Origin of the sequence: Lentzea xerophila (assembly GCF_051094245.1) — a bacterium.
GTDB classification, from domain to species: Bacteria; Actinomycetota; Actinomycetes; order Mycobacteriales; family Pseudonocardiaceae; genus Lentzea; species Lentzea xerophila.
The window spans coordinates 2,604,249-2,618,086 of record NZ_CP194934.1 but is presented as its reverse complement, the minus strand read 5'-3'; the positions used below and the strand labels follow the sequence as shown (position 1 = coordinate 2,618,086).

9 protein-coding genes are annotated in these 13,838 nt (G+C 71.0%); 2 read left to right on the top strand and 7 right to left on the bottom strand.

Annotated features, from left to right (window positions below; all coding sequences use genetic code 11):
- Positions 1-59 precede the first annotated feature (59 nt).
- The 6 genes from ACRSBM_RS12760 to ACRSBM_RS12735 all read right to left on the bottom strand — a co-directional run bounded on the left by ACRSBM_RS12760 (position 60) and on the right by ACRSBM_RS12735 (position 8,798).
- Positions 60-2,015 carry a beta-galactosidase gene (locus ACRSBM_RS12760; protein ID WP_434443190.1) on the bottom strand — a complete coding sequence of 652 codons (1,956 nt, stop codon included), beginning with the start codon at positions 2,013-2,015 and terminating at the stop codon, positions 60-62.
- On the bottom strand, positions 2,012-4,045 hold the full coding sequence (locus ACRSBM_RS12755) for a TIM-barrel domain-containing protein (RefSeq protein ID WP_434443188.1): 2,034 nt from the start codon (positions 4,043-4,045) through the stop codon (positions 2,012-2,014). The genes ACRSBM_RS12760 and ACRSBM_RS12755 overlap by 4 nt, the downstream gene beginning before the upstream one ends.
- A 34-nt stretch (positions 4,046-4,079) precedes the next feature.
- Entirely contained in the window at positions 4,080-5,108 is a 1,029-nt protein-coding gene (locus ACRSBM_RS12750) for a LacI family DNA-binding transcriptional regulator (RefSeq protein WP_434443186.1), read from the bottom strand.
- A gap of 3 nt (positions 5,109-5,111) precedes the next feature.
- Positions 5,112-6,086 (bottom strand): carbohydrate ABC transporter permease, encoded by a 975-nt coding sequence (locus ACRSBM_RS12745; protein ID WP_434443185.1) that lies wholly within the window; start codon positions 6,084-6,086, stop codon positions 5,112-5,114.
- Positions 6,087-6,189: 103 nt separating this feature from the next.
- Positions 6,190-7,122: an ABC transporter permease gene (locus ACRSBM_RS12740; RefSeq protein ID WP_434443184.1), complete on the bottom strand. Its 933-nt coding sequence runs from the start codon at positions 7,120-7,122 to the stop codon at positions 6,190-6,192.
- Positions 7,119-8,798 carry an ABC transporter substrate-binding protein gene (locus ACRSBM_RS12735; protein WP_434443182.1) on the bottom strand — a complete coding sequence of 560 codons (1,680 nt, stop codon included), beginning with the start codon at positions 8,796-8,798 and terminating at the stop codon, positions 7,119-7,121. Before ACRSBM_RS12735 ends, ACRSBM_RS12740 begins: the two co-directional genes overlap by 4 nt.
- Before the next feature lie 160 nt (positions 8,799-8,958).
- Here ACRSBM_RS12735 and ACRSBM_RS12730 point away from each other — a divergent pair, with 160 nt between their 5' ends.
- Both ACRSBM_RS12730 and ACRSBM_RS12725 read left to right on the top strand, forming a co-directional pair.
- Positions 8,959-11,763 (top strand): glycoside hydrolase family 3 C-terminal domain-containing protein, encoded by a 2,805-nt coding sequence (locus ACRSBM_RS12730; protein ID WP_434443180.1) that lies wholly within the window; start codon positions 8,959-8,961, stop codon positions 11,761-11,763.
- 11 nt (positions 11,764-11,774) lie between these two features.
- Positions 11,775-12,734 carry an acetylxylan esterase gene (locus tag ACRSBM_RS12725; RefSeq protein ID WP_434443179.1) on the top strand — a complete coding sequence of 320 codons (960 nt, stop codon included), beginning with the start codon at positions 11,775-11,777 and terminating at the stop codon, positions 12,732-12,734.
- A 17-nt stretch (positions 12,735-12,751) separates the two neighbouring features.
- On the opposite strand, the gene ACRSBM_RS12720 is transcribed toward ACRSBM_RS12725, so the two are convergent.
- Positions 12,752-13,774: a LacI family DNA-binding transcriptional regulator gene (locus ACRSBM_RS12720; protein WP_434443177.1), complete on the bottom strand. Its 1,023-nt coding sequence runs from the start codon at positions 13,772-13,774 to the stop codon at positions 12,752-12,754.
- Between the last annotated feature and the right edge of the window lie 64 nt (positions 13,775-13,838).

Here is a 13,838-nt window from a genome sequence, read left to right as displayed (position 1 = left end):
GCGGACGGTGCCCAGCGAGGCGTACGGGCCGACGACGTCGACGACATCGTGATGATCTTCTACTCCCGCAGCACGACGCACCCGCCAGGTGGCAGCACCTCCACCGGCCCGCCCGTGAGCACGTCGTGGCCGGGCCCCGGCAGCGACACGGAGTCGCCGCGGTGGTTGAGCACGAAGTGCCAGCGGCGTTTTCCGAGCTGACGGGTCACGGCTTCGACGCCGTGCGGCAGGCCCGGCAGCACCGGGCGGACACCGGCCGAGTCGAGCAGGTCGGCGACCAGGGTCGCGTAGTCGGCGGCGTCGGGGCGGGTGGACAGGTACCAGGCGGTGCCGTGCCGGGTCAGCGCGGGAGAGCCGGCGAGCATGCCGTGGGTGTAGGTGGCGACCGCCTCGGCGCCCTCCAGCCGGATCGACTCGCTCCAGGCCGTGCCGTGCGAGCCGTCGGACAGCGTGATCCGCTCGTCCCGCCGCAACGGCCGGTGCTCCTCGACCCGGATGCCGAGCGCCTCCCGCAGCGGACCGGCGGGATATCCGCCGAGCCGCGCGTGCAGGCGGCTGTCGACGACTCCGCTGAAGTGCTGCACGAGCAACGTCCCACCGTTGACGGCGTACCGGCGGAGGTTCTCGGCGCCGGAGTCGGACAGCAGGTACAGCGCCGGGGCCAGCACGAGCCGGTAGCGGCCCAGGTCCGCCTCCGGGTGGGCGAAGTCCGAGACCACCCCTGCGTCCCACAACGCCCGGTGGGCACCGCGCAGCGCGGAGTGGTAGTCGAGCTCCGCGGAGGGCAGGCCGTCGGAGTTCAGCGCCCACCAGGCGTCGGCGTCGTGCAGCACGGCCACCTGCGCCGTGACGGCCGACCCCGCCAGCTCAGCCAGCCGGGCGACGGCCGCACCGGTCGCCCTCACCTCGCGGAAGACGCGGCTGTCCGGTCCGGCGTGCGGCACCATCGCCGAATGCCACTGCTCGGCACCGGCTTTCGACTGGCGCCACTGGAAGAACAGCGCTCCCTCCGACCCGCGCGCGATGTGGCCGAGCGAGTGCCGCAGGATCTCCCCCGGTTCCTTGGCGAGCACCCGGTCACCGCCGTAAACGGTGCTGGTGCCCTGTTCCATCAGCAGCCACGGCCTGCCGCCGCCGAACGAACGGGCGCGGTCCGCGGCGAACGCGACGTCGGCGGCCGCGTCGAGGCCCGGCGCGTCCGGGTAGTGGTCGATCGCCACGACGTCGACCTCGCGGCCGAGCGCCCACAGGTCGACGTTCTGGTAGCGGGGCATCATCAGGTTGGTGGTCACGGGACGGTCGCTGAACGCGCGGATCGCGTCCCGTTGCTCCCGGTAGGCCGCGATCACCTCGTCGGAGAAGAACCGGCTGAAGTCCAGCGACTGACCGGGGTTGCGGTGCCACTGGGTCGCGCGCGGCGGCAGGACCTGGTCCCAGCCCGTGTACCGCTGGCTCCAGAACGCCGTACCCCACGCCTCGTTGAGCGCGTCGAGCGAGCCGCGCCGCGCCCGCAGCCAGACGCGGAACGCCGCGGCGGTGTGCTCGCACCAGCACAACGTCACGTACTCGTTGTGCACGTGCCACAACGCCACGGCCGGGTGGTCGCCGTAGCGTTCCGCGAGCGCCGAGGCGATGCGCCGGGCCGCCGCGCGGTAGGCGGGCGCGGTGAGGCAGTAGGTGTCGCGGCTGCCGTGGACCAGCCTGGTGCCGCCGGGCGTGACCGGCAGGGCGTCTGGGTGCGCGAGCGTGAACCACGGCGGCGGCGAGGCGGTCGGCGTGGCGAGATCGACGTGGACACCGTTGGCGTGCAACCGATCCAAGTGCGCGTCGAGCCACGCGAAGTCGTAACGGCCCTCCTCCGGTTCGAGCAACGCCCAGGAGAAGACGCCGACCGTGGCCAGGTTGACCCCGGCCTCCCGCATCAGCGCGTCGTCCTCCTTCCACACCCGCTCGTCCCACTGCTCGGGGTTGTAGTCTCCGCCGAACGCCAGGCCGCCCAGCCGTTCCGTGATCACGACTCGTCCCGCACCGGCAGGCGGGCGCCGTCGCGCAGGAACAACGGGATCTGCTCGATCGGCGCGGCGGCCAGAACACTCTGCCCGCCCTCGTGCTCCAGCCCGGTCCACGCATCGGTCCAGCGTGCACCGGCGGGCAGGTACACCTCACGTTCGCGGACACCCGCCTCGGTCACCGGGGCGACGAGCAGGTCCGGGCCGAGCAGGAAGGCGTCCTCGACCCGCCACGCCTGCCGGTCGTCCGGGAACTCGAGGAACAGCGGCCGCATCGGCGGCAACCCGGTCTCGGACGTCGCGCGCATCTGCTCCATCACGTAGGGGCGCAACCGTTCCCGCAGACGCAGGTGCTCGGCGAGGATCTCGTAGGCCTGGTCGCCGTACGACCAGACCTCGTTCGGCAGACCGGTCATGCTGGGCTCCAGCACCTGCCCGGCGCCGCGGTGACCGTGCAGCCGGAACAGCGGGCAGAAAGTGCCGTACTGGAACCAGCGCACGAGGACCTCGCGGTACGCGGGATCGCCGGGATCACCGCCGTGGAAGCCGCCGATGTCCGTTGTCCACCACGGGATGCCGGACATCATGACGTTGAGCCCGGCCTTGATCTGCGTCCGCAACGTGGCGAAGTCCGTGCCGATGTCGCCGGACCACAGCGCGGCGCCGTACCGCTGCGCGCCCGCCCACGAGGAGCGGTTGAGCGAGATGATCTCGGTCTCGCCCGCCGCGCGGAGTCCGTCGTGAACGGTGCGGGCGTTCTCGCGGGGGTAGAGGTTGCCGACCTCAAGACCGGGACCCGCGTGGTAGCGCAGGTTGTACTGGTGGCCGGGTTTGAGCTCGGGTTCGCCGGCGTCCAGCCAGAACACCTTGATGCCGAGGTCGTGGTACCCGCGCTGGAGGCGTTCCCAGACGTACTCGCGTGCCTCCGGGTTGGTGGCGTCGTAGAAGGCGACCTGGGCGGAGTAGGCGCCGAGCCCCTTGTCCGGCCAGTCGGCGTGCGCCATCGGGCCGAGCTCCGTTCCGACGAAGAGGCCCTGGTTCAGCATCGGGTGGTAGTTCTCACTGGCCGGGCTCACCGACGGCCAGACCGAGACCATCAGCTTGACGCCCAGCTCGTCGAGCTCGCGGACCATCGCCGCGGGATCGGGCCACTCGGCGGGGTCGAAGCGCCACTCGCCCAGGTGGGTCCAGTGGAAGAAGTCGCAGACGATCACGGACAACGGCAGCCCGCGCCTTTTGTACTCGCGGGCGACCTCGAGCAGCTCGTCCTGAGTGCGGTAGCGCAGCTTGCACTGCCAGAAACCGGAGGCCCACTCGGGCAGCTGCGGCGAGTGGCCCGTCACGCCGGCATAGCGGCGCAGCACGTCGGCCGGACCGCCCGCGGTGATCCAGTAGTCGATCTGGCGGGCGCTGTCGGACACCCAGCGGGTGCCGGTCTCCGCGAGCTCCACCCTGCCGATGGCGGGCGAGTTCCACAGCAGGCCGTAGCCTCGGTCGGAGACCAGCAACGGGATGGTGACCTCGGCGTTGCGCTGGACGAGGTCGATCACCGCGCCCTTCTGGTCCAGCATGCCGTGGGTGTGCTGGCCGAGGCCGTAAAGCCGTTCTCCTCGGTAGGCGCGGAAACGCTGCTCCAGCCGGTGGTGGCCGTTGCCGGTCGCGGTGGCGAGGCGCGGTCCCGGCCACCAGAAGTGGGCGGGCTCCTCCGCCAGGAGCTCGGTGCCGTCCTCGGTCCTGCTGAACGTCAGCAGTCCCGCGGACGACGGCAGGTCGGGGGTCAGGCCGCCCTCGGTGCCGGCGTCGATCCGGACGGTCAGCCCGCCGGTGACGAGGGTCGCGTGGTGCTCGGCGACCTTGATCTCGACCTCGCTGTCCGGTGGCGCGGCGAGCAGGGCGCCGGGGAGGTCGTCGAGCAACGGGCCCGCGGGCGTCGCGCGGACGCGGACGGCGTCGGGGCCCCAGGCCTCGACGCGGAGGGTTTCACCCCTGGCGCGCCATTCGAGTGCGGTGCCGAGGTCTCGGAAGTACTGGGGCATGCGGGATCTCCTCGCGTTCATAGGTGCGGAGAGGTCAAGGCAGGTGCGGCGCTGGACCTGTGCTGTCACGCACGGTCAGGACGGGTGTGAGCAGGACCCGGTCGTCCGTGGGCCGGCCGCCGTCGTTCACCGCGGCGAGCCGGCGCATGATCTGCTCGACCGCGACCCTGCCGAGGTCCTGCGCCGACCCGGTCACCGCCGTGAGCCGCGGCGCGAACTGCTCGGCGAGCTGGTCCTGGCAGAGCGCGACCACCGAGGCGTCCTCGGGAACGGTCCGCCCGCTGGTGCGCAGCAGGCTGAGCAACGGGCCGATCGCGCCCTCGTTCTGCACCACGAAACCCGTGGTGGCAGGCCGGTCCGCGAGGACGCGCGCCAGCGTTCCCGCGGTGCTCTCGTACGTCCCTTCGCAGGTGCGGTGCAGGAAACGCAGGCCGCGGTCCCCTGCCCGGTCGCGGAAACCCGCGATCGTGCGCTCGGCGTAGCCCGCGTGCCGGTGGTAGACGCCGGAGCCGTAGCCGATGAACGCGACCTCGCGGTGCCCGAGATTGGCGAGGTGGTCCGCGCACAACGCCCCGGCTGCGGCGAAGTCGTGGTCCACACAGGACAGTCCGCGGACGTCGTCGGCCAGGCCGATGAGCGCGGCCTGGACGCCCTGGGCGCGCAGCACCGGGATGCGCTCGTCGTCCAGCTCGACGTCCATCAGGACCACGCCGTCGGCCAGGCCGCTGGCGGCGATCCGGCGGACCCCGTCCGGTCCCTCGTCGTTGGTGATCAGCAGGACGTCGTAGCCGTGCCGGCGGGCCGCCGTGGTCACCGCGATGGCGATCTCCATCATCACCGGCACGTAGACGTCCGTGCGCAGCGGCACCATCAGCGCGATGATGTGCGACCGCCGGGCCGCCAGTGACCGCGCGCCGGCGTGGGGGTGGTAGCCGAGCTCCCGCACCGAGCTCTGCACCCGCAGCCGGGTTTCCTCGGAGATCGCGCGCTTGCCGCTCAGCACGTAGCTGACCGTGCTGGACGACACGCCCGCGTGCCTCGCCACGTCGGCAATGGTCACCATGGTTCAGCCCTTGATCGCGCCGGTCAGGACACCCGTGCGGAAGTGCTTCTGCACGAACGGGTAGACGATGAGCAGGGGGACGAGCGTCAGCACGACCACGGCCATCTGCAGCGACAGCGGCGCGGTCTGCGAGAGCGCGTCGCCGAAGCCCTGGTTGACCGAGCCCGGCATCCCGTTGCCCCGGCTGACGTAGGTGTAGAGCACGTACTGCAAGGGCCATTTCTCGCTGTCCGTCGGCAGGTACAGCATCACGTTGAAGAACGAGTTCCAGTAGCCGACGCCGTAGAAGAGCGCCATCACGGCGGTGACGGCACGCGAGGTCGGCAGGACGATGGACCACAGGATCCGCCACTCCCCCGCGCCGTCGATCCGCGCGGCCTCGATCAGGTCGGCCGAGGTGCTCGAGTAGAACGCGCGCAGGATGAGGATGTTGAACACCGACACCGCGCTCGGCAGGATCAGCGCCCACCACTGCCCGTAGCCGCCGAGCCCGGTGACGACGAGGAACGTCGGGATCAGGCCGCCGTTGACGAACATGGTGACGATCAGCAGCGTCAGCAGGAAGCGGTGGCCGAACGACCTCGACCGGGACAGGCCGTAGGCGCACAGGATCGAGACCACCATCGACACCAGCGTGCCGACCGCGGTGATGCCGAGGCTCACCAGCAACGCGGTGCGCACGGTCGCGTCCTCGAGCATCACCCGGTACGCGTCGAGGGTCAGGCCGTCGGGCCAGATCACGAGGCCACCGGCGCGGTTCACCGCACCCTGGGTGGACAGGCTGGTGACGATGATGATCCACAGCGGCACCAGCATGACCAGCAGCACCCCGCCCAGGGTGACGCCCTTCGCGGCCTCCCCTGCGACCGTCGGCGGTTCCTCCCACGGCGGGCGGGCGTCGCGCCGTTTGCGCCGGGCCGGTTGCGGCGTGGCGGACTCGTCAGTCCTGGTGCGAGTGATCGTCAGTGTGTCGGTCATGGGGTGACGCCCTTCGCGGCCTCGCCCGCAACCGTCGGCGGCTCCTCTCGCGGCACAGCGGGTTCGCCGTCCGCCCCGGCGCGAGTGATCGTCAGTGTGTCCGTCATGCGCGATACAGCCCGTCCTCCCCGAAGGCGTGCGCCAGCTTGTTCGCACCCCAGATGAGCAGCAGTGAGATCACGCTCTTGAACAGGCCCGCCGCCGCGCCGTAGCTGTAGTCGTTGGTGGCGATACCGAAGTAGAACGAGAAGGTGTCGAGCACGTCGGCGGTGTCGTGGCCGACCGCGTACCGCTGGATGAGGAACTGCTCGAAGCCGACGGTCAGCGAGTTTCCCAGGCGCAGCACCAGCAACAGCACGATCACCCCGCGCAGGCCGGGCAGCGTGATGTGCCACAGCCGCCGCCACCGCCCGGCGCCGTCCGCCGCGGCCGCCTCGTAGAGGTCGGTGTTGATGGCGGCGAGCGCGGCCAGGAACACGATGATCCCCCAGCCGGCCTCCTTCCAGATCACCTGCGAGGTGACCAGGAGCGCGAAGGTGTCCGGGTTGGTCATGACGTCCCAGGTGCCGAGGTCGTGGCTGCGCAGGAACTGGTTCAGCACGCCCGCGCCGCCGAGCATCTGCTGGAAGATCGTGATCGCCAGTACCCACGAGAAGAAGTGCGGCAGGTAGACGACGGACTGGATGAAGTTGCGGATCCGTTCGCTCAGCACGGAGTTCAGCAGCAGCGCCAACGCGATCGGCACCGGGAAGAACAGCACCAGCTGGACGAAGCTGAGGTACAGCGTGTTGCGCACCGCGCCCCAGAACAGCGGATCGCCGAAGAGCCGCTCGAACTGGTAGAGACCCACCCACGCGCTGCCGGAGACGCCGGACAGCGGGTCGTACTCCTGGAACGCGGTGACGAGCCCGAACAGCGGAACGTAGTTGAACACCAGCAGCAGGACCACGGCGGGCAGCGCCATCAGGACCAGCGAGCGGTCGCGCCGCAGTCTCACCCGCCAGGTCCGCCGCGCCGGGCGCAGCGCGGTGGTCACTGCCCCGTGCCGTACTTCTGGAGCACGTTGTCGTTCATCCACTGGACCAGCCGGTCACCGCCGCCGCTGGTCTTCCAGGTCGCGACGGCGTCCTTGACGTCCTGCACCTTCTTCTTGCCGCGGTAGCAGTCCTTCACCGTGTCCTGCACGGCCTGCGCGGCCTCCGCCGTCGCCTGGGCCTGCGGCATGCTGACGTTCATGCCCCAGAAGACCGGCTTGGCGAGCGCCTTGGCGTTGGCGGCCTGCCAGGCGGCGATGTCCCTGGTGACGCCCTGCGCGGTCTGGTTGCTGATCACCTGTGCCGGCGAGGCCAGGAACGGGAAGGTCTGCGCCTGCACCTCCTTGCGGCCCGCGTCGGTGGGTGTCGGCACGCCGCCGGTGGTGGTGAAGTGCGTGCCCTCGACACCGAAGTTGGCCATCGTGTACTCGGCCGAGCCGAACGGCGCGGCCAGGTAGTTCGCGACGGCCAGCAGCTCCTCGATCTGCTCGGGCTTCAGGTTCGCGTTGAGGTAGCTGACGATGCTGGTGGCCGGTCCCATGTCGACGCGCGGCGTGCCCTTGCCGTCGGCGGCGAAGAAGTCGAACGCGCCGCGCCGGTAGGCCGGGTTCGCGGCGACGCCGTTCTGGTGGTCGGCGAGGTTCCACGCGCCCGTGCCACCACCGGCGATCAGCACCTTGCCCGCGTAGAAGCGGGTGGTGCCGGCGGTGTCGCCCGCCAGCGCGTCGGGATGCACGTACCCCGCGGTGGCGAGGCGGTGGTGCCAGTCGACGGCTTCGAGGAACTCGTCGGTCTCGAACAGGTGGATGAGCTTTCCGTTGTCCACCTTCCACTTCAGCGGCGCGCCGAACGCGGTGTAGAGGTAGGTGTAGACGTCGTCGAACGCCCAGACGCCGCCCTTCGCGTCGGTCAGTTCCTTGCCCAGGTTCATCAGGTCGTCGGCGGACTTGACCTGGTCGGCGGTGATTCCCTTGGCCTCCAGGACGTCGCGCCGGTAGAAGGTCGCGCCGGCGATCGCGAAACCCGAGGAGAAGCACGGGATCCCGTAGAGCTTGTCGCCCCACGCACCGGCTCGCCACGCGGCGGTGGGGATGGCCGCGAGGTTCGGGTACTTCTTGACGTTGTCGCCGGAGAGGAACGGCGTGAGGTCCGCGAGCTGGTTGCCGACCAGGCCGCCGGTGTTGAAGTTCGGGTTCCACCAGGACGGCAGGTTGATCCAGTCGGGCAGCCTCTTCGCCGCCGTCATCGTCGAGACGATCGTGTTGTAGGTGTTGCCGTCCGCCGGCTTCATCTCGAGCTGGACGCCCAGCGCCTGGTTCATCGCCTGGTAGAACGCGTTGTCCGCGGGCGGGATCGTGCCCCACAACGGGACGACCGCCGAGTACCTGCCGCCCCTGCCCGGCACGCCGGAGACGGTGGCGACGCGGGTGGACGGGTAGCCGAGGAAGCCGGGATCGGTCAGGACGTCCGGACCGCCCGCCACCGAGGGGATGTCCGGCTTGATCGCGGTGAGCGGCACGTGGGCCGGTAACGCGGCCCTCAGGCCGGCTTCGGAGTTCACCCCCGCCCGCTGTGCCGCGCTACCTCCGCAGGCGGACAGCAGCGGTCCCGCGGCGAGAAGACCCGCGGCGGAGGCGGCGGCGTTCAGGAAGCTTCTGCGGTTCAACTCGATGTCCATGGCGGAACCGATCCTTCGTCGTCGAAGTGTCGAAGCGCTTAAACAGATGTCGGCGAGGCTAGTGACGCAGCTCTCCTGAAACAAGACCGTTGACAGCGCAAACCCGCGCGTGCCAACGTCGAAACGCTTCGCTGCCGGTACCGACCCGAGGGGTTGCCACGTGGTTTCCGAGTACGTCCGGGCCGCCGATCGGCTGCCCTTCCGCAACCCGGCGCTGCCGAGGCGCAAGCGCGTCGACGACCTGCTCGGGCGGCTCACGCTCGACGAACGGATCGCGATGCTGCACCAGTACTCACCTGCCGTGCCACGGCTGGGCGTCGCCGCGTTCCGCACCGGGACGGAGGCCCTGCACGGCGTCGCCTGGCTGGGACCCGCCACCGTGTTCCCGCAGGCGGTCGGGCTGGGCGCCACGTGGGACCCCGAGCTCGTGCGCCGCGTCGCCGAGGCCACCTCCGTGGAGCTGCGGGCGTTCCACTACCACCGCTCGCCCGCCGTCGGCACGGGCGCCAACAGCCTGCAGGCGTGGGCGCCGGTGCTGAACCTGCTGCGCGACCCGCGCTGGGGCCGCAACGAGGAGGGCTACTCCGAGGACCCGGTGCACACCGCGCGGCTCGGCACGGCGTTCTGCCAGGGGCTCGCGGGCGAGCACCACCGGTTTCTGCGCGCGGCCCCGGTGCTCAAGCACTTCCTGGCCTACAACAACGAGAACGACCGCTGCGTCACGTCGTCGGGCCTGCGGCCGCGCGTGCTGCAGGAGTACGACCTCGCCGCGTTCCGCCCCGTGGTCGCCTCCGGTGCCGCCACCGGCGTGATGGCCGCCTACAACCTGGTCAACGGCCGGCCGTGCCACGTCACCCCGCTCATCGAGACGGAACTGCGCCGCTGGACCGACCAGGAGCTCTTCGTGGTCAGCGACGCCGAGGCACCGTCCAACCTGGTCGATCCGGAGCACTACTTCGACGACCACCCCGCGTCGCACGCCGCCGCACTCAGGGCGGGCATCGACAGCTTCACCGACCACGGCGAGGACAGCGCGACCCCGTTGAGCAGGCTGCGGGTCGCCCTGGACCGCGGCCTGATCGACGAGGCCGACGTCGACCGCGCGGTGCGGCGGCAGCTGGAGATCCGGTTCCGGCTCGGCGAGTTCGACCCCGACCTCGACCCCTACGCGGCCATCGGCCCCGAGGTGATCGACTGCCAGGAACACCGCGCACTCGCCCTGAAGGCGGCGACTGAGTCCGTGGTCCTGTTGCGCAACACCGGTCTTCTTCCGTTGAAGACGCCGAGGATCGCCGTGGTCGGCCCGCTCGCCGACGTGGTGTGCGAGGACTGGTACAGCGGCACGCTGCCGTACCAGGTGACCGTCGCAAGTGGACTCGCCGCGGTGCTCGGGGGCGAGGTCACCGTCGCGGACGGAGCGAACCGGATCGCGTTGCGCTCACGCACGAGCGGTGAGCTGCTCGGCAAGACGGCGTTCGACGTCACCGACTGGGGCAACGGCGTGCTGACGATGAGGTCCGCGGAGAACGGGCGATACCTGCGCCTGCACGACACGTCGCTGGTGGCGGACCAGGAGCTGATCAAGAGCTGGGACGTCCACGAGACGTTCCGCCTTGTGCCCGTCGAGGATTCCGTGGTGCTGCAGAGCGTGCTGACGGGCCGGTACGCCGTCGTCGACCCGGTCGACGGCCGGGTGGGCGTCACCGCCGAGACCGCGGACGACGCCGAGCGCTGGGAACGGGAGCTGCTGCGCGACGGCACCGCGGAAGCGCTGGCCGCCGCACTGGCGGCCGACGTCGCGGTGGTCGTCCTCGGCAACCACCCGCTCATCCACGGCAGGGAGACCGAGGACCGCGAGGGCATCGCGCTGCCCGCCGCCCAGGACGCGTTGCTGCGCGCGGTGGCGGGCGTCCGCCAGGACACCGTGCTGGTCGTGACGAGCAGTTACCCCTACGCCCTCGACTGGGCGGACGAGCACCTGCCCGCCGTGGTGTGGACGTCCCACGGCGGCCAGGAGACGGGCAGGGCGGTGGCGGCCGTGCTGCTCGGCGAGGCGGAACCGGCCGGACGGCTGCCGCAGACCTGGTACCGCGGCGACGACGACCTGGCGGACCCGCTCGACTACGACGTCATCAAGGCGGGCTGGACCTACCAGTACCACCGGACGGAGCCGCTGTACCCGTTCGGCCACGGCCTTTCGTACACCGAGTTCGTCATGCGGGACCTGATCCTGTCGTCCGGCACGATCACCTCGAACAGCGCGCTGGACGTCTCGGTGACGCTCGTTAACACCGGCACGCGGACGGGCAGCGAGGTCGTCCAGCTCTACGTCCGCGCGCTGGACGCCCGGTACGAGGCGCCCCGGCTGCGGCTCGCCGACTTCCGCAAGGTCTCGCTCGCTCCCGGCGAGATCCGGGTGCTGGCCTTCCGCCTGGACGCACGGCAGCTCGCCCACTGGGACGTCGGCACCGGCGCGTTCACCGTCGATCCGGGCGGCTACGAGGTGCTCGTCGCCCGTTCCGCGCGAGACGTCGTGCTCACCGCACCGCTCACGGTCGCCGGCCCGCCTGCCGGACCCCGGGCCGGCGTCGACCGGCGGCTGCTCGCCGTCGACTTCGACGACCACGACGGCGTGACGATCGTCGACGCCACCCGCACCGCCGGTGACGCGGTCACGTCCTCCGGTTCCGAAGCGACGCTGTGGTTCCATGCCCTCGACCTCTCCGGCGCGACCTCGGTCGAGGTCGAAGTGGCTTGCGACGTCAGCGATCCCGGCCACCGCGTGGAGTTCTGGTCCGGCTCGGTGCCGCTGGCGGAGATCCCCGTGCCCGCCACCGGAGACCGCTACGTCTGGACCACCGCGTCGGCCGCGCTGCCGGCACCGCTGCAAGGCGTCCACGACCTGCGGGTGGCTCTGCACGGCGGCTTCCGCCTCGCCGCCTTCCGGTTCACCACGGCCGACTGAAGGAGCACTCGATGCCGTTGACGGACCTCTCTCTCGACGAGCTCACCGCCTACCGCCCGGAACTCGTGGCGCCTCCGGACTTCGACGCGTTCTGGGAAGACACCTTGGCCGAAGCACGCGCGTGCGGTGGCGCGGTGAAGGCCGACCGCGTCACCGGTCCGCTGCGCACCGTCGAGGTGGACGACGTCCGCTTCCCCGGCTGGAACGGCGATCCGGTGGCCTCCTGGCTGCTGCGGCCACGAGGGGCGGACGGCCCGTTGCCCGTCGTCGTCACGTTCATCGGCTACACCGGCGGACGCGGTCTGCCCACCGACCACCTGCTGTGGTCGGCCGCCGGGTACGCCCAGCTCGTCGTCGACAGCCGCGGCCAGGGCCACGACACCCCGGACTCCGGCGGCGGTGTCCAGTGGGCCAAGGGTTTCCTGACCCGCGGCATCGACTCCCCGGAGACCTACTACTACCGCCGCCTCATCACCGACTGTGTCCGCGCCGTGGACGCGGTCGCCCACCTGCCGGGGCTCGACCAGGACCGCGTGATCGTCACGGGCGGCAGCCAGGGCGGAGGGCTCACGCTCGCCGTCGCCGGGCTGGCCGGCGTCGCCGCGGCGCTGCCGGACGTGCCGTTCCTGTGCCACTACCGGCGGGCGGCCGAGATCTGCGGTGAAGGGCCGTACCAGGAGCTCGCCGACTACCTGCGCTGGCACAGCAGGCACCGCGTGGAACCGGCCTTCGCCACCCTCGCCTACTTCGACGGCGTGCACTTCGCGGCCCGGGCCACCGCGCCGGCGTTGTTCAGCGTCGGCCTGATGGATCCGGTCTGCCCACCATCCACTGTGTACGCCGCGTACAACCGTTACGCGGGCCAGGACAAAACCATGACCGTGTGGCAGTTCGCCGACCACGGCGGCGGATACGGCTCGAACCCCGTCACCCAGCTGGAGTGGTTGCGCGAGCGGGGTCTTGGCGCCTGACCCGGTGCGGCCTGCCCTCATTCGGCGGTCGCCACGACGTCCTCGGTGCGGACGATCTTCAGACCGGTCCGGCTGAACAACCTCGGCGGCAGCAACGTCAGCGCCGGCGGCTGCTGCCCGCCCAGCTTCGCCATCAGCAGGTCGACTGCCCGCCGCCCCAGCACGTCGACCGGCAGCTGGACCGACGTGAGGCGCAGCCGCTCGGCGAGCTCGTCCGGGCAGATCGCCACCACCGCCACGTCGTCGGGGACCCGCCGCCCCTCGGCGCGCAGGCAGTCCAGCACCTGGCCGAGCACCGCCTCGTTCTGCACGACCAACGCAGACATCCGCGGTAGCGCCCGCAGAAGTGTGCCGACCACGGCCTGCACCGAGTCGGGACCCTGTCCGGCGGGCAGGGCCGTCGACGTGACGCCCCGGCGCATGGCCGCGGCACTGAACCCCGCAAGAGTCCGTTGCGCGAAGCCGGTGTTGCGCGCGTAGACGACGCTCGGCGCACCCAGGAAGCCGATGTCGCGGTGACCCCGTTCGGCGAGGTGGTCCACGCAGCGCGCGCCGGCCGCCTCGAAGTCCAGGTCGACGCAGGTAAGGCCTTTCACCGCGGATGGATGGCCGAGCAGGACCGACGGGCGGCCCAGCTCGCGCAGCACGGGCACCCGCTCGTCGTCCAGCTCCACGTCCATCACGAGGAACCCGTCGACCCTGCCACCGTTCGCGACCCTGCGCAGCCCTGCCGCACCCTGGTCGGCGGTCACCAGCAGCACGTCCATGTCGTGCGCGCGGGCGGCGGTGACGACGGAGGTCACGAACCGCATGACGACCGGCAGGTGCACGCCCTCCCGCAGCGGCAGCACCAGCGCCAGCACGTTCGTCCTGCTCGCCTGCGCCCATGCTCCGGCGTGCGGCCGGTAGCCGAGCTGCTGAATGCTGTCCCGCACTCGCACGCGGGTACTCGTGGAGACCGGGCGCTTGCCCGTCAGCACGTACGAAACCGTGCTGGGAGCGACACCCGCATGGTTCGCCACGTCCACAATGGTGACCACGCCGACACCTCCGGACCGCAACGAATCGAAACGCTTCGACCGAGGGTCGGAATGTGGCACAACC

Coding starts and splice junctions, on each gene's coding strand:
- ACRSBM_RS12755 (WP_434443188.1), bottom strand. CDS start 4,045: ATGCCCCAGTACTTCCGAGACCTCGGCACCGCACTCGAATGGCGCGCC.
- ACRSBM_RS12750 (WP_434443186.1), bottom strand. CDS start 5,108: ATGGTGACCATTGCCGACGTGGCGAGGCACGCGGGCGTGTCGTCCAGC.
- ACRSBM_RS12745 (WP_434443185.1), bottom strand. CDS start 6,086: ATGACCGACACACTGACGATCACTCGCACCAGGACTGACGAGTCCGCC.
- ACRSBM_RS12735 (WP_434443182.1), bottom strand. CDS start 8,798: ATGGACATCGAGTTGAACCGCAGAAGCTTCCTGAACGCCGCCGCCTCC.
- ACRSBM_RS12725 (WP_434443179.1), top strand. CDS start 11,775: ATGCCGTTGACGGACCTCTCTCTCGACGAGCTCACCGCCTACCGCCCG.